The following is a 20,455-nucleotide window of genomic DNA, read 5'->3' on the forward strand; positions in this document are numbered from 1 at the left end:
CAAGGGCTGAAAGTCAGGGCCTGAGTCTAGTCAGAGAGTCGGGCGCCGTGGCAGCACTATCAGGACAGCGGTTGCCCGCCCATCCAGGCCATGGATTACGCCTCGGCCGGCTCCGTCTCGCTGGCCGGCAGCGGCCGCCAGCGGCGCAACAGCCAGTACAGGGTGGGAATCACCAGCAGGGTGAAGAAGGTGCCGACCAACAGGCCGCCGACTATCACCAGGCCGATCTGCTGGCGGCTCTCGGCGCCGGCTCCGCTGGCCAGAGCCAGGGGCAGCGAGCCCAGAACCATGGCCCCGGTGGTCATCAGGATCGGCCGCAGGCGCTGCGTCGCGGCCTGCAACACCGCCTCGCGCAGCGCCAGGCCACGGCGCAACAGCTGGTTGGCGAACTCGACGATGAGGATGCCGTGCTTGGTGATCAGGCCGATCAGGGTCACCAGGCCGACCTGGGAGTAGATGTTCAGGGTGCCGCCGAACAGCCACAGGGCCAGCAGCGCGCCGGCCATCGACAACGGCACGCTGAACAGGATGATCAGCGGGTCGATGAAGCTCTCGAATTGCGCGGCCAGCACCAGGTAGATGAAGGCCAGGGCCAGGACGAAGGTCAGCGCGATGCCGGCGCTGGACTCCTTGAACTCCCGCGAGGTGCCGGCGTAGTCGAACAGGGTGCCCTCGGGGAAGAGCGCGCGGGCCTCGCGCTCCAGGTGATCGAGGGCCTCGCCGAGGGTATGGCCGGCACCGACGTTAGCGCTGAGGGTGACCGCGCGGAGCTGGTTGAAGTGGTTGAGCTCGCGCGGCGCCACGCTCTCGCGCACCTCGATCAGGTTGGACAGCTGCACCATGGCGCCGTCGCGGCCGCGCACGTAGACGCGGTCGAGGTCGGCCGGGTTGCTGCGGTCGACGTCGGCCAGCTGCACCAGCACCTCGTACTGCTCGCCGAGGCGCTTGAAGCGGGTCACCTGGCGGCTGCCGAACAGGCTCTCCAGGCTGCGGCCGATGGTCGCCACATCGCTGCCGACCGCCACCGCCTGTTCGCGGTTGACGGTGACCTTGAGCTGCGGCGTGTTGAGCTTGAGGTCGCTGTCCAGGCTCTCCAGCCCCGGGTAAGCGTCCAGGCGCACCAGCAGCGCCTCGACATAGCGCTCCAGCTCGGCGTACGCCAGAGGCGAGCGCACCACCAGGTTGACCGGCTGGCTGCGCACGCTCTGTCCCAGCGGCGGACGGTTGACCGGAAAGGCGCGGATGCCGGGGATGTCCAGCAGCCTGGGCAGCAGCTCCAGGCGGATCGCGAACTGGCTGCGCTCGCGCCGGTCCCAGTCTTCCAGCTTCATGAAGGAGATGCCCTGGGTCACGGTGGGGAAGCCGGTGATCACCACGTAGCGGTTGGTCTCGGCAATGCCGGCGTAGACCGCCTCGATCTGTCGGGCGTAACGGCTGGTGTAGTCTAGGGTGGCGCCGTCCGGGGCGCTGTACACGCCGATGAGGGTGCCGGTGTCCTCGGTGGGTGCCAGCTCCGCCTTGAGCCCGGCGAACAGCCAGGCGCAGGCCAGCAGCAGCGCCGCCAGCAACGCCAGGATCAGCCACCAGCGCGCCAGCGCCCTGGCCAGCAGCGCCTGGTAGCGCTCCGTCAGGCCGTGCAGGAAGTTTTCGATCAGACGGTAGGCGCGGCCATGGCGCTCAGCGGCCCCATGGGGCCTGAGCAGCTTGGCGCACATCATCGGCGACAGGGTCAGGGCGACGAAGCCGGACACCAGCACCGCGCCGGCCAGGGTCCAGGCGAACTCGGTGAACAGCTTGCCGGTGGTGCCGGGCATGAAGCCGATCGGCGCGTAGACCGCGGCCAGGGTCAGGGTCATGGCGATGACCGCGAAGGCGATCTCGCGGCTGCCGGCCAGCGCCGCCTGCAGCGGCGCCAGGCCGCCCTCCAGGTGGCGGTGGATGTTCTCCAGCATGACGATGGCGTCGTCCACCACCAGGCCGATGGCCAGGACCATGGCCAACAGGGTCAGGGTATTGAGGGAGAAGCCCAGCACGGCCATCAGGGCGAAGGCGCCGATCAGCGACACCGGGATGGTAACCAGGGGGATCAGGGTGGCGCGCAGCGAGCGCAGGAACAGGAAGATGATCAGGATGACCAGCGCCACCGCCTCCCAGATGGTGGTGTAGACGTTGTCGATCGACTCGCGAACGAACAGCGAGCTGTCGTGGGCCACCGCCATCTGCATGCCCTCGGGGAGCAGCGCGCGCACGTCCGGCAGGGCCGCCTCGACCCCGTCGGAGATGTCCAGGGGGTTGGCGGTGGCCTGCTTGACCATGCCGATCACCACCGCCGGCTGGCCGTTGAAACGCACCAGGCTGCGCTCGCTGGCCGGGCCGATCTCGGCGCGGCCGACGTCGGCCAGGCGCAGCAGGTACCCCTGGGAGTCGTCGAGGATCAGCCGCTCGAACTCCTCGGCCGTGCGCAGGTCGGTCTCCGACAGCAGGTTGAACTCGCGCTCCAGCGACTCGATGCGTCCGGCCGGGATCTCCACGTTCTGCCGGCGCAGGGCCTCCTCCACGTCCTGCACCGTCAGGCCGTGGGCAGCCAGGCGCTCCGGGTCGAGCCAGATGCGCATGGCCGGGCTGCGCGCGCCGCGGATCTGCACCTCGGCCACTCCGGGGATGACCTGCAGGCGATCCTTGACCAGGCGCTCGAGCAGGTCGGTGATGGCCATCGCCGAGTGGCGCTCGCTGTAGAAGGCCAGGAACATCACCGGCTGGGCGTCGGCCTCGACCTTCTGCACCACCGGCTCGTCGATCTCGTCCGGCAGCAGACCGCGCACCCGACCGAGGCGGTCGCGCACGTCGTTGGCCGCCTCGTCGGCATCGCTGCCCAGGCGAAACTGCGCGGTGATCTGCGTGCTTTCCGTGCGGCTGATGGAGCTGACGAAATCCAGCCCCTCGATGCCCGACAGCACATCCTCGATCGGCTGGGCCACCTGGGACTCCATGATCTCCGGGCTGGCCCCCGGATAGCCGACGTTGACCGTGACGATGGGCACGTCGATGTTCGGGTACTCGCGCACCGTCAGGCGCTGGTAGGCCATCAGGCCGAGCAGCACCAGCACCAGGGACAGCACACTGGCGAACACCGGGCGGCGGATGCAGACATCCGCGAGGATCATGCCCCCGCTCCCGCCGGCCGGGTGCGTACCGCCATGCCCGGGCGGACCTTGTGCCAGCCGGCGCTGATCAGCGTCTCATCACCACTCAACCCCTCGCGCACCTCGGCGCGCCCGCCCAGGCGGCGGCCGAGGCGGATCTCGCGCTGCTCGACCTTGCCGTCCACCACCAGGTTGACCAGCAGCCGCTCGCCCAGCGGCATCACCGCCTCCTCGGGAATCAGCAGCGCCTGGGGGCGCTCGGCGAGAATCACCGTGACCCGCACGAACTGCCCCGGCTTGAGGCGCAGCCCGGGGTTGCTCAGCTGGGCGCGAATCGCCTGGCTGCGTCCGGCCACGTCCAACTGCGGGTTGATGGCACTGATCCGGCCGTGGAACACCTCGTCGGCGAAGGCATCCAGGCGGATCTCCACGACCTGGCCCGGGCGAACCTGGCCGACCGCCTTCTGCGGCACGCGAAAGTCCAGCTTGAGCGGGTCGAGTACCTCCAGGTTGACGATGTCCTGACCCGCCTCCAGGTAGTCGCCGGGGCTGACCTGGCGCAGACCGAGCAGGCCGTCGTAGGGGGCGCGAATCTGCGTCTTGTCCAGGCGGGCACGAGCCAAGGCCAGGCTGGCGCGCCGGGCCTGAGCTTCGGCGCGGGCCTCGTCCAGCGCCTGGGCATTGCTGGCGCCGCGCTGGAACAGCAGCTGGCTGCGGCGCAGGTTGCTTGCCGCCAGGTCCAGGTTGGCCCGCGCCAGGGCCAGCTCGGCACGGGCGACGGCGTCGTCCAGGCTGACCAGCAGGTCGCCGGCGCTGACCGCCTGGCCCTCCTGAAAATGCAGGCGGGCCAGGCGCCCATCGATCTCCGGGCGGATCATCAGCGACTCGGCCGAGCGCAGGGAACCGAAGGTGATCAGCTCGTCGCGCACCAGGCCGCGCTCGGGGCGCACCACCTCGACCAGGGGGCCCTGGCCGTTCTCCGCCGAGCCGACGACAGCGGCCAGCGACAGGACGATGGCGACAAGGAAACGACAGGTGTGGGCCGGCATGGCGGCTCCCTCGGGGCTGACGTGCTAAGTCTAGCCCTCTGCCGCCTTACGCTGGGTCGTCAGCGGCGGCCGTTACTGGCGCATGCCCCGGCCGCCGATCAGCAGGCGCAGGCAGACGAAGTACAGCAGCGCGGTGGCCAGCACCATGAAGCCGATGGCCACGCCGATGCGGATGTCGGAGACGCCGAGGATGCCGTAGCGGAAGGCGTTGACCATGTGCAGGATGGGATTGGCCAGCGACACCGTCTGCCAGAACGGCGGCAACAGGGCGATCGAATAGAACACCCCGCCCAGGTAGGTCAGGGGCGTCAGCACGAAGGTCGGGATGATCGAGATGTCGTCGAAGTTGCGGGCGAACACCGCGTTGACGAAGCCGCCGAGGGAGAAGATGGTGGCGGTCATCAGCACCACCAGCACCGTCACCCCGATGTGGTGCACCGAAAGCTTGGTGAAGAACAGCGACAGCAGGGTCACGATCAGCCCTACCGCCAGGCCACGCAGCACGCCGCCGATGACGAAACCGATGAGGATGGTATGCGGCGACACCGGCGACACCATCAGCTCCTCGATCGAGCGCTGGAACTTGCTGCCGAAGAAGCTCGAGACCACGTTGCCGTAGGAGTTGGTGATCACCGACATCATGATCAACCCCGGCACTATGTACTCCATGTAGCTGAAGCCGCCCATCTCGCCGATCCGCGAGCCGATCAGGTTACCGAAGATGACGAAGTACAGGACCATGGTGATGGCCGGCGGCAGCAGGGTCTGCGGCCAGATGCGGGTGAAGCGGCGCACCTCGCGGTAGACGATGGTGCGCAGCGCCACCCCGTTGGCGGCCAGCTCGGAATTCAGATGGGTCGTGCTCACACCGCCTCCTTGGCCAGGTTCTTCTCGACCAGGGAAACGAACAGTTCCTCCAGGCGATTGGTCTTGTTGCGCAGGCTGAGCACCTCGATGTGTTGCTTGGCCAATTGGCGGAACAGCTCGCTCATGCCCTGAGTCTTCTCCACCTGCACCTCCAAGGTGTGATGGTCGAGCAACTGGGCCGGATAGCCGTCCAACTGCGGCGCCACCAGCAGCGACTCCTTGAGGTCGAGCAGGAAGGTCTCCACATGCAGCTTCTTCAGCAGCGCCTTCATGCTGGTGTTCTCGACGATGCGGCCGTGGTCGATGATGCCGATGTTGCGGCACAGCTGCTCGGCTTCCTCGAGGTAGTGGGTGGTGAGGATGATGGTGATGCCCTGCTGGTTCAGCTCGGTGAGGAAGCTCCACATCGAGCGGCGCAGCTCGATGTCCACCCCGGCGGTGGGTTCGTCGAGGATCAACAGGCGCGGCTGGTGCACCAGGGCGCGGGCGATCATCAGACGGCGCTTCATGCCGCCGGACAGCTCGCGCGAGGGCACGTTGCGCTTGTCCCACAGGCCCAGCTGCTTGAGGTACTGCTCGGCACGCGCCTTGGCGATCTTCGCCGGAATGCCGTAGTAGCCCGCCTGGGTGACGACTATGTCGAAGACCTTCTCGAACTGGTTGAAGTTGAATTCCTGGGGCACCACGCCCAGGCAGCGCTTGAGCGCCGAGGGCTGCTTGTCCAGGTCGTGGCCGAACACGCTCACCGTGCCGCCACTCTTGTTCACCAGGGTGGAGAGGATGCCGATGGTGGTGGACTTGCCGGCGCCGTTAGGGCCGAGCAAGGCGAAGAAGTCGCCTTCGGCCACATCCAGGTCGATGCCATGCAGGGCCTGAAAGCCGTTGCCGTAGGTCTTGGTCAGCTGCCGGATGGACAGAGCACTAGTCATGAGGGGCACGCACACAATGAGAAGAACGGGTTAGATGGAGGCTGGCGCAGGCAATTGCAACTATCGCTTTCGAGTCGGCGAAGACGTCATCCAGGCGCCCCAGAGGCACGCCTCGTACAGAGTGCCGCACCTGGCACCCTACCACCATGAAATCAATAAGAAAGACGCGAATGCTGATGTTAGCTATCGATTCGATCAATAGGTGTTGCCGCAAGCGGAAAATCAGCGAAGAGAAAACAGGACCGCGCCACAACAGCCCCGCTCGGCGCGGCTGCCGACAGTGGAGTCGCCCCCGTCCGGCGAACTCGGCCGCCCCGGCCATGGTCATTATCGGTGATGGCGAGCGCCCCCGAGGCGACCGTGCGCGCCGATTCGCCAGACTTGTCGCGCTTGCGCAGCGATGCCGACTAAGCTCGTGCTATCGGTCTCTTTTCCTGGTCATGGAGGATTCTGCATGCTCGTTGCCTGGTTACTGGTCCTGCTGTTCGGCGTGGTCTATCTGGCCCACCGTCGCACCGCCCCCCTGCCCGCCCTGGCTATCGTGGCCGGCTACCTGTTGGCCATGGCGGCCTTCAGCCGCACGCCCGGCTGGCTGCTGACCCTGTTCTGGCTGCTGTGGCTCGCCGTGGCGCTGCCCCTCACGCTGCCGGAAATGCGCCGCAAGCGGCTGAGCGCACCACTGTTCGCCTGGTTCCAGAAGGTCCTGCCACCGATGTCCGATACCGAACGGGAAGCCATCGAGGCCGGCACCGTGTGGTGGGATGGCGAGCTGTTCAGCGGCCGGCCGAACTGGAACAAGCTGCTCGACTACCCCAGGCCGCGCCTCAGCGAGGAGGAACAGGCCTTTATCGACGGTCCCACCGAGGAGCTGTGCGCCCTGGTCAGCGACTGGCAGATCGGCCAGCAGATGGACCTGCCGGCCAAGGCCTGGGAGCACATCAAGCGGCACGGTTTCTTCGCCCTGATCATTCCCAAGGAATACGGCGGCAAGGGTTTTTCCGCCTATGCCCACTCCCAGGTGGCGATGAAACTGGCGACCCGCAGCGGTGACCTGGCCTCCACCGTGATGGTGCCCAACTCCCTGGGTCCTGCCGAGCTGCTGCTGCATTACGGCACCGACGAGCAGCGCCAGCACTACCTACCCCGCCTGGCATCCGGGGAGGACATCCCCTGCTTCGCCCTGACCGGCCCGCTGGCCGGCTCCGATGCCGGCGCCATGCCGGACAGCGGCATCGTCTGCAAGGGTCAGTGGCGCGGCGAGGAGGTCATCGGCCTGCGCCTGAACTGGGAGAAGCGCTATATCACCCTGGGCCCGGTGGCCACCCTGCTGGGCCTGGCGTTCAAGGCCTACGACCCCGACCACCTGCTCGGCGAGAAAGAGGACCTGGGCATCAGCCTGGCCCTGGTGCCCACCGACACCCCCGGGGTGGAGATCGGCCGGCGCCACCTGCCCCTCGGCGCCGCCTTCATGAACGGGCCGAACTCCGGCAAGGACGTGTTCATCCCTCTGGACTACCTGATCGGCGGCCGGGACATGCTCGGCAAGGGCTGGATGATGCTGATGAACTGCCTGTCGGTGGGCCGCTCCATCTCCCTGCCAGCAGTCGGCACCGGCGCGGCCAAGTTCACCAGCCTCACCAGCGGCCAGTACAGCCAGGTGCGCGAGCAGTTCGGCGTGCCGCTGGCGGCCTTCGAAGGCATCCAGGAGGCTTTGACGCGTATCGCCGGCAACGCCTGGCTGATGGACAGCGCGCGCATCCTCACCGCCCACGCAGTGGACCTGGGCGAGAAGCCCTCGGTACTCTCCGCGGTGCTCAAATACCATCTGACCGAGCGCGGCCGCGAATGCATCCAGCACGCCATGGACATCCACGGCGGCAAGGGCATCATCATGGGGCCGAGCAATTACCTGGCCCGCTCCTGGCAGGCCGCGCCGATCTTCATCACAGTGGAAGGCGCCAACATCCTCTCGCGCAATCTGATGATCTTCGGCCAGGGCGCGATCCGCTGCCATCCTTACGTGCTCAAGGAGATGGCGCTGGCCAGCCGCGATGACAGCCAGGCGGCGCTGGAGGAATTCGACCAGCTGCTGCTACAGCACCTCGGCTTCGCCGTCGGCAATGCCGCCAGCAGCCTGCTCCTCAGCCTGAGCCTCGGCAGCACCGGCCAGGTGCCGGGCGACAACCTCAGCCAGCCGTATTTCCGCGCCCTCAATCGCCTGGCCGCGGCCTTCGCCCTGCTCGCCGACCTGAGCATGTTGCTCCTGGGCGGCGAGCTGAAGCGCCGCGAGCGCCTGTCCGCCCGCCTCGGCGACGTGCTCAGCCACCTCTACCTGGCCTCCGCGGCGCTCAAGCGCTATCACGACCTGGACTGCCCGGAGCACTCCCGCACCCTGCTGAGCTGGGCCCTGGAGGAAAACCTGGCGCTAGCCGAGGGCGCCCTGGAAGGGCTGCTCGACAATTTCCCCAATCGCCTGCTCGGTTATGCCCTGCGCATGCTGGTGTTCCCCCTCGGCCGCCGCCATAAGGGCCCGAGCGATGCACTGGACGCCCAGGTGGCAGCGATCATCGGCCGCAACAGGGGCGATGCGGCGCTGGAAGAGCTGCTCGCCGGCTGCTATCGCCCGCAGGCCGAGGACGACCCGGTCGCCGCCCTGCAACGCGCCAGGGATCTGCAGGAAAGCAGCCGCTCCGCCCAGGACAAGCTGGAGCAGGCCCTCAAGACCGGGAAGCTGGAGGAATCCCCAGTGCAGGACCTGCTCGACGCGGCTCAGAACCTGGGCCTCCTCAGTGCCGAGGAGGTCCAGCAACTGCGGCAGACACGCAGCGCGTGCCGGACGGTGATCGATGTCGACGACTTCGCCCAGGACGAGCTGAAGCTCGGCCGCGGCAAGGTACGCTGAGAGGACAGCGGGCGCCGGGACCTCTATACTCCCGCGCCCGTTTCACTTACAGGACTCACCCCATGGCCAGCGCCTACCTCGATCACCATCTCGCCCTGCTCGCTCACCTGCGCGGCATCCTGGTTGCCCTGGGCGAGGCCGAACAGATCCTCGATGACAGCCACGCGCTGTTCCTCGAGCGTTTCGATGAACTGGTCAAGGAACTGCCGGGCGACCCGGAAGCCAGCCTCTACCTGGGACAGGACCTGATCAGCCAGATATTCCACCGCTACCCGCAGATCGCCCACCTGGTGCCGCGCGATCTGCTGTGGTTCTTCGGCGGCGACTGCCTGCACTTCATGCCGGACGAAGAGATCGAACTGTTCCAACGACTCGACGAGCGCCGCTTCGAAGCCGAGCAGAACGACGAGCCCTTCGACTGGAACCAGGAAAAGCAGCTACTGGCCCTGCCGCCGCAGAGCAGCAAGCACTGATCGACCCAACAAAAAAGCCCGCTCGGCATCGCCGGCGGGCTTCTTACGCGCCTTTCGAAAGCGCAAACGAAAACGCCGCTCGATGAGCGGCGTTTTCCTGTATTTGGAGCGGGAAACGAGACTCGAACTCGCGACCCCGACCTTGGCAAGGTCGTGCTCTACCAACTGAGCTATTCCCGCTTTACTACAAAATTGGCGTCCCCTAGGGGACTCGAACCCCTGTTACCGCCGTGAAAGGGCGGTGTCCTAGGCCACTAGACGAAGGGGACCTGGAACTTTTTTACCGAAACGCTGCCAGCGTATCGGTTTGGGCACCGCTCCGTGAGCGCTGCCTTAAAACTTGGAGCGGGAAACGAGACTCGAACTCGCGACCCCGACCTTGGCAAGGTCGTGCTCTACCAACTGAGCTATTCCCGCAGTATTTCTGCTCACTTCTCATCCGAAAAGTGGCGTCCCCTAGGGGACTCGAACCCCTGTTACCGCCGTGAAAGGGCGGTGTCCTAGGCCACTAGACGAAGGGGACGCAGCCCGGAACTTCAACAGTCTTTCCGGCTTCATGCGCCTCGCCTACCGGCATTGCGCTTGAAGTGGCGCGCATTCTATGGAGCCTTGGACAGCTCGTCAACCTCTCTATAATTTTTTTTTAAAATCAAAGACTTCAGGGCAGAACGTGATCAATATCTATCAGCCTCAAAGCTAAGGCACTACACTCGGGCGGAAAACCGCCGTACGAGAGGTTGTAGCGATGTCCCCCTTGGTGATTACCTTGCTGATTGTCGGCGGCATTATGGCTCTGGTCGCCATCGCCTACGTCAATCACATGGTCGAGAACAACAAGCTGGAGAAGGCGCGCCTGAAGGCCGACCTCAACGACCGCCTGAAGCGCTGCGCCGACCTCTCGGAGTCCATGCCCGGGCAGTTGATCACGCCCCAGCTCAAACTCCTGCTCAGCCGTCTGCAACTGCACTTCGCCGAGCGCCTGCTGCCGCTGGACAAGAGCGCTGCCGGCAAGACCCGCGTCGATGAACTGCGCCAGTTGGTCGCCCAAGGCGAGTCGATTGCGGTACGTAACCCGCCTCAACCCGTTCTCACCGAGGCCAAGGCCAAGGACGTGCGTTTTCAGCTGGAAAACCTCCACGGCCAAGTCACTCGCTGCGCCAAAGAGGGCATCCTCACGGCCAATGAAGGCAAGCACTGGCTAGGCGAAATCCGTCATATGCTGGCGCAACTGCATATCGAATTCTTCAACAACCTCGGTCAACAGGCCCTGCAGCAGGCCCATCCCGGCCAGGCGCGCCTGGCGTTCGAGCGCGGTGTACAGTACCTGCGCAAGCAACCGGACCCGAGCCGCTACAAGACCCAGTTGCAACAGCTGGAAAAGCACCTCGCCCGCGCCAATGCCATGGTTCTGCAAACATCCCAACCGGTCAGCGAAGAAAGCAGCGAACTGACCGAGGGCCTGAAGGAACTGGAAAGCGACGACGACTGGAAGAAGAAGCAGATCTACGACTAACCGGATAAGGACAAACCATGAGCCTGACGCTATACGGCGCCCCCCTCTCGCCTTTCGTACGCAAGGTTCGCCTGTATCTGCAGGAGAAGGACCTGGACTACCAGTTGGAGATCGTCCTGCCCTTCGGCCAGCCGGCCTGGTACTACGACCTCAACCCGCTCGGGCGCATTCCCTCGCTCAGGGATGGTGACTTCAGCCTCGCCGACTCCAGCGTCATCTGCCAGTACCTGGAGGACAAACACCCCGAACACGCCAGCCTGTTAGGCGACGACGCCGAACAGCGCGCACGGGTGCGCTGGCTGGAGAAGTACGCGGACTACGAGCTGGCGCCGCTGTGCACCTTCGGCGTATTCCGTAACCGGGTGCTCAAGCCGAGCATGGGACAAGCCTGCGACGAGGCCGCCGTGCAGACGGCACTGGAAACCAAACTGCCACCCCACTTCGACTATCTGGAACAGCATCTCGGCGCCGCCGACTTCCTCGTCGGCGATCGCCTGAGCCTGGCCGACCTCGCACTCTGCTGCCAGCTGATCAACATGGAACATGGCGGCGAGCCGCTCGACGCGCGGCGCTGGCCGAACCTGGCCGGACTCTATGCCCGCCTCAAGGCGCGCCCGTCGGTGCAGGCGGTACTGCCCGGCGAGCAGAAGATGCTCGCCAAGATGGGAGGCAAGCCCTGAGCGTCGCCGACGCCGGCCACCCGGCTCCGCGGCTCGGCCGGCGCCAGACTTTCAGCAGTCGGTCAGCCCGAGAAACACCTCGACCAGCCGCTCGATACCGGCTTGATCCTCCACGCCGAAACGGCCGCGGCTCGGGCTGTCCAGATCCAGCACCCCGATCAAGCGCCCATCCTTGAGCAACGGCACCACCAGCTCGCTCGCGGAAGCGCTGTCGCAGGCGATATGCCCGACGAAGGCGTGCACATCCTCCACCCGCTGGCTTTGCCGACTGGCCGCCGCCGCACCACAGACGCCACGGCCGAAGGGGATGCGCACGCAGGCCACCTTGCCCTGGAATGGCCCCAGCACCAGCTGCTCGCCACGGGCCAGGTAGAAACCGGCCCAGTTGAGGTCGGCCAGCTCCTGGAACAGGAAAGCGGAGAACTGCGCGGCGTTGGCGATGAAGTCCCGCTCGCCGGCCAGCAGCGCCGCCAGCTGCGCCTCCAGCAGCGGGTAGCCCTCGAGCCCCGACCCGACATCCCGTAGTTCGATCATGCCTGCGCCCCCAGGAGCTCGAGCCCCACCCAGTGCCTGGCGAACTGGTAGGCACAGCGACCATTGCGGTTGCCGCGCCCCAGCGCCCAACGGATTGCCGCCTTCTCCAGCTCTTCGCCCCACTGCCACTCCAGCTCGGCCTCGGCGGCCTGCACCTCGATCCAGTGGCGCACCACCGCCAGGAAGTGCTCCTGGGTGAAGGGGTAGAAGGACAGCCACAGGCCGAAGCGGTCCGACAAGGCGATCTTGTCCTCCACCGCCTCATTCGGATGCAGCTCGCCGTCGACCCGCTGCCAGTGCTCGTTATCGCTCTGCTTCTCCGGCAACAGATGGCGACGATTCGAAGTGGCGTACAGCAGCACATTCTCCGGGGCGCGCTCCAGCGAGCCGTCCAGCACGCTCTTGAGCACCCGGTAATCGCCCTCGCCGGCCTCGAACGACAGGTCGTCGCAGAACAGCACGAAGCGTTGCGGCAACTTGGCAAGCTCTTCGACCACCCGTGGCAGGTCCGCCAGGTGATCGCGCTCGATCTCGATCAGCCGCAGGCCGGCCGCCGCATGCTCGGCCAGCAACGCACGGACCAGGGACGACTTGCCGGTGCCCCGCGCGCCCCAGAGCAGGGCGTGATTGGCCGGCAGGCCCTGGACGAACTGACGGGTATTGCGCGCCAACTGCTCGCGCTGGGCATCCACCCCGATCAGGTCGCCCAGGCTGAGGTCGAGGCTGATCCGCAGCGGCTGCAGGTAGCCGCCACGGCCCTCTCGATGCCAGCGGGCGGCCAGACTCTGCTGCCAGTCGATGGCCGCGCGCTGAGCCGGAAGGTAGGGCTCGATACGGGTGAGCACGGCCTCGGCCCGCTGGAGAAAAGCCTGTAAACGGGAATCCACGACGTACTCCTTGTAGAAGGTAAAACCTGCCAATGCCCCCTGCCGACGAGCGAAGCAGATGGGCTATGCTTGGCGGGCGAATGGATACGAGACTGCCCGGCCCCATGGACATACCGCTCACCCAACGCTTGTCGTTCAAGCAGGCCGGCCTGACCGTATTGGTGGCGTTCATCCTGGGCACCGTTCTCAGCCTGGTCCAAGTGGGCATCGATTATGCCAGCGAAGACGCCTCCATCAACCGCGAGATCCGCGCGCTCATGGAGATCAGTCACAACCCGGCCGCGCGCATCGCCTACAACATAGACGCCGAGCTGGCCCAGGAGCTGGTGTTCGGCCTGCTACGCTCACCGGCGGTGATCGGTGCGAGGATCATCGACAACAGCGGCCTGACCCTGGCCAGCGTCAGCCAGCCGGCCAGCAAGAGTCGCTACCGCGTGCTCAGCGACTTCCTGTTCGGCGCACGGCGTCAGTTCGAGAGCTCGCTGTTCGTCAGCCATGCCCCCGACGAGGCCCTCGGCGTGCTGCACCTGGAGGTCGACACCTACTCCTTCGGTAGCCACTTCCTGCGCCGCTCCATGCTCACCCTGCTGGCTGGCTTCGCCCGCAGCCTGCTGCTCTCGCTGATTCTCCTGGTGCTGTTCTATTTCACCCTGACCAAGCCGCTGGTGGAGGTGAGCCGCGCCCTCAGCGAGCGCGACCCGAACACCCCTAATCGCAAGCGACTGCCCTGCCCGCCCGGCCATGAACGCGACGAGATCGGCACCCTGATCGCCGTCACCAACCAGCAGTTCGCCAGTATCGCCTCGGAGATCGAGCAACGCCGCGCGGCGGAAGATCGCCTGACCCAGTACCTGGCCGAGCTGGAGAACATCGTCTCGGCCCGCACCGCGGAGTTGAAAGCCGCCAACGCCCGCCTGCTCGAATCCAACCGGGAGCTGGGACAGGCGCAGCGCACCGCAGAGGACATGGCCCAGGCCCGCTCGGCATTCCTGGCCAACATGAGCCACGAGATCCGCACGCCGCTCAACGGTCTGCTCGGCATGCTCGGGCTGTCCCTCGACGGCCCGCTGAGCAACGAACAGCGGCAACAGCTGTCGATAGCCCACGACTCCGGCAAGGTGCTGGTGGAGCTGCTCAACGACATCCTCGACCTGTCTAAATTCGAGGCCGGCCAACTGGAGTTGGAGAGCATCCCCTTCGATCTCGCCAGCCTGGTCGAAGACACCGCCAGTCTGCTGTCGCAGAACGCGGCGCCAAACGTCGAGCTGACCTGCCTGATCGACCCGCGGCTGCCCGCCCAGGTGCTCGGCGATCCGACGCGGGTGCGGCAGGTCGTCAGCAACCTGTTGTCCAACGCCCTGAAGTTCACCCGCCTGGGCCGCGTGGATGTGCGCGTCGACAGCCATCCAGACGGAGTACGGATCAGCGTGCGCGACACCGGCATCGGCATCGCCGAGGACGCCCAGGCGCGCATCTTCCAGCCCTTCGCCCAAGCCGGCGCCGGCATCACCCGCCAGTTCGGCGGCACGGGCCTGGGCCTGGCCCTGGCCCGCCGACTCTGCGAGGCCATGCAGGGCCAGCTGCAACTGGAGTCCCAGGAGGGCCTCGGCAGCCGCTTCTGCGCCAGCCTGCCGCTGCCGAGCCACCTGCCCGCGCCAGCGCCAACGCAGCTGCGCGGACAGGTGATCGCCCTCAGCTCCAGCAACTCCGGCCTGAGCGAGCTGCTCGGCACCCTGCTGCCCACCTGGGGGCTCGACTACCGGCGCCTGGATACCGACGCCAGCCTGGCCGGCATCGCGGCCGACCTGCTGATCAGCGATTGCCCCGAGTGCCTGTTCGGTCGCCGCCCGGCCTGCGCCACACCGATCCTGCTGGTCACCGCCTACGGCAACTTCCTGCCCGGCGAACAAGCCCTGGCCCTGGCGCCTATCGAGCAACTGGCGCGTCCACTGTCGCGCCAAGCCCTGCTCCAAGCGGTGACTCGCTGCCTTGGCCAGATGCCAGCCAGCACGCCCGCTCCCGTCGAGATCACCCAGGCGAGCGATCGTCAGGCACGGGTGCTGCTGGTCGAGGACAACCCGGTCAACCAACTGGTCGCCAAAGGCATGCTGACCAAGCTCGGCTACGAGGTGGTGCTGGCCAATCACGGCGCCGAAGCGCTCAACCAGCTGGGGCAGCATGCAATCGACCTGGTGCTGATGGACTGCAACATGCCGGTGATGGACGGCTACGAGGCCAGTCGGCGAATCCGCCAGGACGGCAGCCACACGGCGCTGCCGATCATCGCCCTGACCGCCAACGCCCTGCCCGATGAACGCGAACGCTGCCGCGTGGCGGGCATGAACGACTACCTGGCCAAGCCGTTCCGCCGCGAGGAACTGGCCGCGCTGCTCGACCAGTGGCTGCCGGTCAGCTCAGTCCAATGAAGCGATCGAGCAAGCGTCCGACCTGCTCACGCAGCTCGGCCAGCTCGTCCAGGTCGACGCCCCGCTCACAGAGCAACTGCCGCTTCAGCGGCACGACTCGATCGCGCAGGGCGCTGCCGGCCGGGGTCAGGGCCAGATGCACCTCGCGCTCGTCCTCGACCGAGCGTCGGCGCACCAGCAAACCCAACTGCTCGAGACGCTTGAGCAGCGGCGTCAAGGTGCCCGAGTCGAGCATCAGACGTTCGCCCAGGGCCTTGACCGTGGGCTGTCCCGGAGGCTGCTCCTGCCACTCCCACAACACCAGCATCGCCAGGTATTGCGGGTAGGTCAGGTGCAGCCGCTCGAGCATCGGCTTGTAGGCGCGAATCACCGCCCGCGAGGCCGCGTAGAGCTTGAAGCACAACTGATCGTCCAGCCGTAGCGAACCCTCCGGCGTCGATGCCGAGGGGATCATTTGAGCAGCGCTTCGATCTCGGCGCTCAGGTCCTCCGGCTTGGTGGCCGGCGCGAAGCGCTTGACCAGCCGGCCGTCGCCGCTGAGCAGGAACTTGGTGAAGTTCCACTTGATGCCCTGGCTACCGAGCAGGCCCGGTGCGCGCTTCTTCAGCTGCACGAACAATGGATGGGCGTCGGCGCCATTGACCTCCACCTTCTTGAACAGCGGGAAACTCACGCCGAAATTCAGCTCGCAGAACTCGGAGATCGCCCCTTCGTCGCCCGGCTCCTGCTTGCCGAACTGGTTGCAGGGAAAGCCCAGCACCACCAGTCCCCGTTCCTTGTACTGCTGCCACAGGCTTTCCAGGCCCTGGTACTGCGGGGTGAAACCGCACTTGCTGGCTGTATTGACCACCAACACGGCCTTGGCGCCGAAGTCGGCGAGGGTTTTCTGCTCGCCCTTGATGGTGGTGCAGGGAATGTCGATCAATGAGTTGCTCATGCTGGCGATCCTTGGCTGTGATGAAGTGAGGCCATAAATAGCAGGCAATTAAATTGCACACAATTTAATTGCCAAATATAGATCCCCTCGATATCGCGCCATACCCGCCACCAATCCACACCGCTGCGTTCAGCCGCGCGGCACCAGCTTGAGCGACACCGAATTGATGCAATACCGCAGGCCGGTCGGCTTGGGACCGTCGGGGAACACATGGCCCAGGTGGGCATCGCAACGGGAACACTTGACCTCGATGCGGTGCATGCCATGACTGAAGTCATCCCGACTGGCGATCGCATCCTTATTCACCGGCTGGAAATAACTGGGCCAGCCGCTGCCCGAGTCGTACTTGGCATCGGAATCGAACAGCGCCGTACCGCAACAGGCGCAGTGGTAAGTGCCCGGCGTCTTGCTGTCATGGTATTCGCCGGTGAAGGCACGCTCGGTGCCGCCCAACCGGCAGACTTGGTACTGCTCCTGCGACAGTTCTTCGCGCCAGGCCTCCAGGGGTTTTTCCAGCTTGTCCACGGCAGTTCTCCTCCGCTTAAAAAAGCCCGACCAGTACCTTTGCCAAGATCGGGTCGCCACGTATCATTCGACCCCAGTCTGTCACCCGCGTTACAAGCTGCCAAGGCTCGTTCATTTCGAGTCTTTTGCCGCGCTTTACGCGGCGTTTCTTCAATTCGGGATCATCCACATGCAGGTCAGCAAATCGAACAAGCTCGCCAACGTCTGTTATGACATCCGCGGGCCGGTGCTCAAGCACGCCAAACGCCTGGAAGAGGAAGGCCACCGCATCCTCAAGCTGAATATCGGCAACCCGGCGCCGTTCGGTTTCGAAGCCCCCGAGGAAATCCTCCAGGACGTGATCCGCAACCTGCCCACCGCCCAGGGCTATAGCGACTCCAAGGGCCTGTTCAGCGCGCGCAAGGCGGTGATGCAGTACTACCAGCAGAAGCAGGTGGAAGGCATCGGCATCGAAGACATCTACCTGGGCAATGGCGTGTCCGAGCTGATCGTCATGGCCATGCAGGCGCTGCTCAACAACGGCGACGAGGTGCTGATCCCGGCGCCGGACTACCCCCTGTGGACGGCCGCGGTCGCCCTGTCCGGCGGCAAGCCGGTGCACTACCTGTGCGACGAGCAGGCCGGCTGGTTCCCCGATGTCGCCGACATGCGCGCCAAGATCACCCCGAACACCAAGGCCCTGGTGCTGATCAACCCGAACAACCCCACCGGCGCGGTGTACTCCAAGGAAGTGCTGGAGGACATCGTCGAGCTGGCGCGCCAGCACAACCTGGTGCTGTTCTCCGACGAGATCTACGACAAGATCCTCTACGACGAGGCCCAGCACATCGCCACCGCCTCCCTGGCGCCGGACGTGCTGTGCCTGACCTTCAACGGCCTGTCGAAATCCTACCGGGTCGCGGGCTTTCGCTCCGGCTGGGTGGCGATCTCCGGCCCCAAGCACCGCGCCCAGAGCTATATCGAGGGCCTGGACATCCTCGCCAACATGCGCCTGTGCGCCAACGTGCCGAGCCAACATGCGATCCAGACCGCCCTGGGCGGCTACCAGAGCATCAACGATCTGGTACTGCCCAACGGCCGCCTGCTCGAGCAGCGCAACCGCACCTGGGAACTGCTCAACGACATTCCCGGGGTCAGCTGCGTCAAACCCATGGGCGCGCTCTACGCCTTCCCCAGGATCGACCCCAAGGTCTGCCCGATCCACAACGACGAGAAGTTCGTCCTCGACCTGCTGCTGTCCGAGAAGCTGCTGATCGTCCAGGGCACCGCCTTCAACTGGCCCTGGCCGGACCACTTCCGCGTGGTCACCTTGCCAAGGGTCGACGACCTGGAGCAGGCCATCGGGCGCATCGGCAACTTCCTCGGCAGCTACCGCCAGTAACCCCATGGACCTGCAGATCGACGACTTCTACAAGGACGCCGCCAGCGGCCTGCTGCTGCTCTACCAGGTGTTCCCGCGCAAGATGGCGCTGTACGTCGAGGACCTGATCGGCCGCGAGGAGCCGGACGAGTTCGGCCTGCCCAGCAAGCGTCACCAGAGCTGCCTCGGCGCCCTGCTGTGGCTGGCCGAGGAAGGCTACCTGCGCTTCGACTCGACCATCGCCTACGACGCCCTGGACCAGGCGGTGCTCAGCGAGAAGGGTTTCCTACGCCTGAGTCGCGGCGTCCCCCACGCCCTCGACGACGGCGAGGCCCTGCCGCCGAGCGTGCGCCGGGTACAGGCCAGCCTGGCCTTTCAGTTGCGCGAGGCGCTGGCGCAGAAACATGGCGAACGGATTGCCCGGCTGACCCGCCTGGTCTTCGCGGGCGCTCTGGCCGGGGCAAACGACACAGTTTGAAATAGTCCCTCGGTTGAATAGCCGGGGGGCGCGCCCTTATATAGCCGGCATAACCGGACCGTCTTTTCTCCTGAGGAGTAGTTTCACACCATGATGCGCATCTTGCTGTTCCTGGCCACCAACCTGGCGGTCCTGATCATCGCCAGCATCACGCTCAAGCTGTTGGGGGTCGACCGCTACACTGGCCAGAACTATGGCAGCCTGCTGGTCTTCTGTGCGGTATTCGGCTTCGCCGGCTCGCTGATTTCGCTGTTCATCTCCAAGTGGATGGCGAAGATGAGCACCGGCACCGAAATCATCAGCCAGCCGCGCACCCGCCATGAGCAGTGGCTGCTGCAGACCGTCGAGGAGCTGTCCCGCGAGGCCGGCATCAAGATGCCCGAGGTGGGCATCTTCCCGGCCTACGAATCCAACGCCTTCGCCACCGGCTGGAACAAGAACGACGCCCTGGTAGCGGTCAGCCAAGGCCTGCTGGAGCGCTTCTCCCCGGACGAAGTGCGCGCCGTGCTGGCCCACGAGATCGGCCACGTGGCCAACGGCGACATGGTCACCCTGGCGCTGATCCAGGGCGTGGTGAACACCTTCGTGATGTTCTTCGCGCGGATCTTCGGCAACTTCGTCGACAAGGCCATCCTCAAGAACGAAGACGGCCACGGCATCGGCTATTTCGTGGCGACCATCTTCGCCGAACTGGTACTGGGCATCCTGGCCAGCATCATCGTCATGTGGTTCTCGCGCAAACGCGAGTTCAAGGCCGACGAGGCCGGCGCCCGCCTGGCCGGCACCGGCGCGATGATCGCCGCCCTGCAACGCCTGCGCGCCGAGCAGGGGGTGCCGGTGCAGATGCCCGACAGCCTGACCGCCTTCGGCATCAACGGCGGCCTGAAGAACGGACTGGCCGGCCTGCTGATGAGCCACCCGCCGCTGGAAGACCGCATCGAGGCCCTGCGCCAGCGCGGCTAAACGACACCAATCGAAAAGGGCGGCCCATGGGCCGCCCTTTTTCATGTCCGCGGCTCAGCCCCGCGACAACCGATAGACCCGCTCGTCCAGATACTGCAGGCCACGCTGGCGAAATCTTTCGTTCTCGGCCAGCACATCACAGGCCTCGAGCGACTCCACCTGCCAGCCCGCGGCGAACAGGCTCCGCACCTCGGCGTCGCTCACAGCGAACGGCGGCCCCTCCATCTGCGCCTGCGCATAGTCCAGGGTGACCAAAAGGCCCCGGCTCCCAGGCGCCAGGAGCCTGTTCAGGTGTGCGGTGTAGCGCTGGCGCATCGGCGCCGGCAGGGCGATCAGCGCGGCGCGGTCGTAGAGCGCCGTGCAGCCTCTCAGATGCTCGGCGCGCAACTCGAAGAAGTCGCCGCACCACAACTCGATATTTCCGCCCCGGTAGACCTCGAAGGCCCCGAGCTGGCTGACCTGCGGCGTCAGCCCCCGCTCAGCGAAGAAGCCCTCCACCGCCTGACGCGCCAGCTCGACACCCAGCACCTGATGGCCCTGGGCCGCCAGCCAGGCCATGTCCAGACTCTTGCCGCACAGCGGCACCAGCACCCTGCCTGTGCCATTCAGCGCCAACTCGGGCCAGTAACGTTGCAGGTAGGGATTGACCTCGCCTTGGTGAAAACCTATCTGCCCCTGGGCCCAACGGGCCTGCCAGAACGCCTCGTCCATTGCCTCCCTCCAATTAATTCGATAGAAAAGCTCGAAATTTTATACTGGAACTCGATATATCCAGCCGCGATCATGGCGC

The 20,455-nt window shown here is 65.7% G+C and carries 18 protein-coding genes and 4 tRNA genes; 8 read left to right on the plus strand and 14 right to left on the minus strand.

The annotated features are described in order from the left end of the window. Nucleotides 1-95 precede the first annotated feature (95 nt). From SBP02_RS12335 to SBP02_RS12350, 4 genes are all read right to left on the minus strand, one after another. Nucleotides 96-3,164: an efflux RND transporter permease subunit gene (locus SBP02_RS12335; protein ID WP_318642074.1), complete on the minus strand. Its 3,069-nt coding sequence runs from the start codon at nt 3,162-3,164 to the stop codon at nt 96-98. After that, nucleotides 3,161-4,192: an efflux RND transporter periplasmic adaptor subunit gene (locus tag SBP02_RS12340; RefSeq protein WP_318642075.1), complete on the minus strand. Its 1,032-nt coding sequence runs from the start codon at nt 4,190-4,192 to the stop codon at nt 3,161-3,163. Before SBP02_RS12340 ends, SBP02_RS12335 begins: the two co-directional genes overlap by 4 nt. Before the next feature lie 72 nt (nt 4,193-4,264). Then, on the minus strand, nt 4,265-5,044 hold the full coding sequence (locus SBP02_RS12345; RefSeq protein ID WP_318646336.1) for an ABC transporter permease: 780 nt from the start codon (nt 5,042-5,044) through the stop codon (nt 4,265-4,267). 11 nt (nt 5,045-5,055) lie between these two features. Next, on the minus strand, nt 5,056-5,988 hold the full coding sequence (locus tag SBP02_RS12350; RefSeq protein WP_318642076.1) for an ABC transporter ATP-binding protein: 933 nt from the start codon (nt 5,986-5,988) through the stop codon (nt 5,056-5,058). A 454-nt stretch (nt 5,989-6,442) separates the two neighbouring features. Between SBP02_RS12350 and SBP02_RS12355 the strand changes: the two genes are divergently transcribed. After that, nucleotides 6,443-8,890 carry an acyl-CoA dehydrogenase gene (locus SBP02_RS12355; RefSeq protein WP_318642077.1) on the plus strand — a complete coding sequence of 816 codons (2,448 nt, stop codon included), beginning with the start codon at nt 6,443-6,445 and terminating at the stop codon, nt 8,888-8,890. Between the two features lie 62 nt (nt 8,891-8,952). Continuing rightward, a complete protein-coding gene (locus tag SBP02_RS12360) occupies nt 8,953-9,363 on the plus strand; it encodes a PA2817 family protein (RefSeq protein ID WP_318642078.1) in 411 nt (136 codons plus the stop codon). 104 nt (nt 9,364-9,467) lie between these two features. On the opposite strand, the gene SBP02_RS12365 is transcribed toward SBP02_RS12360, so the two are convergent. The 4 genes from SBP02_RS12365 to SBP02_RS12380 all read right to left on the minus strand — a co-directional run bounded on the left by SBP02_RS12365 (nt 9,468) and on the right by SBP02_RS12380 (nt 9,886). Next, a tRNA-Gly gene (locus SBP02_RS12365) sits at nt 9,468-9,543 on the minus strand. 13 nt (nt 9,544-9,556) lie between these two features. After that, nucleotides 9,557-9,632 (minus strand) — tRNA-Glu (locus tag SBP02_RS12370). 72 nt (nt 9,633-9,704) lie between these two features. Then, nucleotides 9,705-9,780: transfer RNA gene (locus SBP02_RS12375), tRNA-Gly, on the minus strand. Between the two features lie 30 nt (nt 9,781-9,810). Beyond that, a tRNA-Glu gene (locus tag SBP02_RS12380) sits at nt 9,811-9,886 on the minus strand. 222 nt (nt 9,887-10,108) lie between these two features. Here SBP02_RS12380 and SBP02_RS12385 point away from each other — a divergent pair. Then, nucleotides 10,109-10,876 (plus strand): hypothetical protein, encoded by a 768-nt coding sequence (locus SBP02_RS12385; RefSeq protein ID WP_318642079.1) that lies wholly within the window; start codon nt 10,109-10,111, stop codon nt 10,874-10,876. Nucleotides 10,877-10,893: 17 nt separating this feature from the next. Next, nucleotides 10,894-11,556 (plus strand): glutathione S-transferase family protein, encoded by a 663-nt coding sequence (locus SBP02_RS12390; protein WP_318642080.1) that lies wholly within the window; start codon nt 10,894-10,896, stop codon nt 11,554-11,556. Between the two features lie 51 nt (nt 11,557-11,607). Here SBP02_RS12390 and SBP02_RS12395 read toward each other — a convergent pair whose 3' ends face one another. Next, the gene (locus tag SBP02_RS12395; protein WP_318642081.1) at nt 11,608-12,090 is read right to left on the minus strand and encodes a GAF domain-containing protein; all 483 of its coding nucleotides are present in this window, start codon (nt 12,088-12,090) and stop codon (nt 11,608-11,610) included. Then, a complete protein-coding gene (locus tag SBP02_RS12400) occupies nt 12,087-12,977 on the minus strand; it encodes an ATP-binding protein (protein ID WP_318642082.1) in 891 nt (296 codons plus the stop codon). The genes SBP02_RS12395 and SBP02_RS12400 overlap by 4 nt, the downstream gene beginning before the upstream one ends. Nucleotides 12,978-13,081: 104 nt before the next feature. Between SBP02_RS12400 and SBP02_RS12405 the strand changes: the two genes are divergently transcribed. Beyond that, a complete protein-coding gene (locus tag SBP02_RS12405; RefSeq protein WP_318642083.1) occupies nt 13,082-15,403 on the plus strand; it encodes a hybrid sensor histidine kinase/response regulator in 2,322 nt (773 codons plus the stop codon). Here SBP02_RS12405 and SBP02_RS12410 read toward each other — a convergent pair. The 3 genes from SBP02_RS12410 to msrB all read right to left on the minus strand — a co-directional run bounded on the left by SBP02_RS12410 (nt 15,387) and on the right by msrB (nt 16,864). Next, nucleotides 15,387-15,857 (minus strand): MarR family winged helix-turn-helix transcriptional regulator, encoded by a 471-nt coding sequence (locus SBP02_RS12410; RefSeq protein ID WP_318642084.1) that lies wholly within the window; start codon nt 15,855-15,857, stop codon nt 15,387-15,389. The genes SBP02_RS12405 and SBP02_RS12410 overlap by 17 nt on opposite strands. Continuing rightward, a complete protein-coding gene (locus tag SBP02_RS12415; protein WP_318642085.1) occupies nt 15,854-16,339 on the minus strand; it encodes a glutathione peroxidase in 486 nt (161 codons plus the stop codon). The genes SBP02_RS12410 and SBP02_RS12415 overlap by 4 nt, the downstream gene beginning before the upstream one ends. Nucleotides 16,340-16,468: 129 nt before the next feature. Then, nucleotides 16,469-16,864, minus strand: a complete 396-nt coding sequence (gene msrB / locus SBP02_RS12420; RefSeq protein WP_318642086.1) for a peptide-methionine (R)-S-oxide reductase MsrB — start codon at nt 16,862-16,864, stop codon at nt 16,469-16,471. A gap of 169 nt (nt 16,865-17,033) precedes the next feature. Between msrB and SBP02_RS12425 the strand changes: the two genes are divergently transcribed. The 3 genes from SBP02_RS12425 (at nt 17,034) to htpX (ending at nt 19,665) form a co-directional block, all read left to right on the plus strand. Then, nucleotides 17,034-18,245 (plus strand): pyridoxal phosphate-dependent aminotransferase, encoded by a 1,212-nt coding sequence (locus SBP02_RS12425; RefSeq protein ID WP_318642087.1) that lies wholly within the window; start codon nt 17,034-17,036, stop codon nt 18,243-18,245. Between the two features lie 4 nt (nt 18,246-18,249). After that, nucleotides 18,250-18,702 (plus strand): hypothetical protein, encoded by a 453-nt coding sequence (locus SBP02_RS12430; protein ID WP_318642088.1) that lies wholly within the window; start codon nt 18,250-18,252, stop codon nt 18,700-18,702. A 90-nt stretch (nt 18,703-18,792) separates the two neighbouring features. Continuing rightward, complete coding sequence (htpX, locus tag SBP02_RS12435; protein WP_318642089.1) at nt 18,793-19,665, plus strand: protease HtpX; 873 nt, start codon at nt 18,793-18,795, stop codon at nt 19,663-19,665. Between the two features lie 54 nt (nt 19,666-19,719). Here htpX and SBP02_RS12440 read toward each other — a convergent pair whose 3' ends face one another. After that, complete coding sequence (locus SBP02_RS12440) at nt 19,720-20,376, minus strand: thiopurine S-methyltransferase (protein ID WP_318642090.1); 657 nt, start codon at nt 20,374-20,376, stop codon at nt 19,720-19,722. Nucleotides 20,377-20,455 lie beyond the last annotated feature (79 nt).

This window comes from Pseudomonas benzenivorans (assembly GCF_033547155.1).
Lineage (GTDB): Bacteria > Pseudomonadota > Gammaproteobacteria > Pseudomonadales > Pseudomonadaceae > Aquipseudomonas > Aquipseudomonas benzenivorans_B.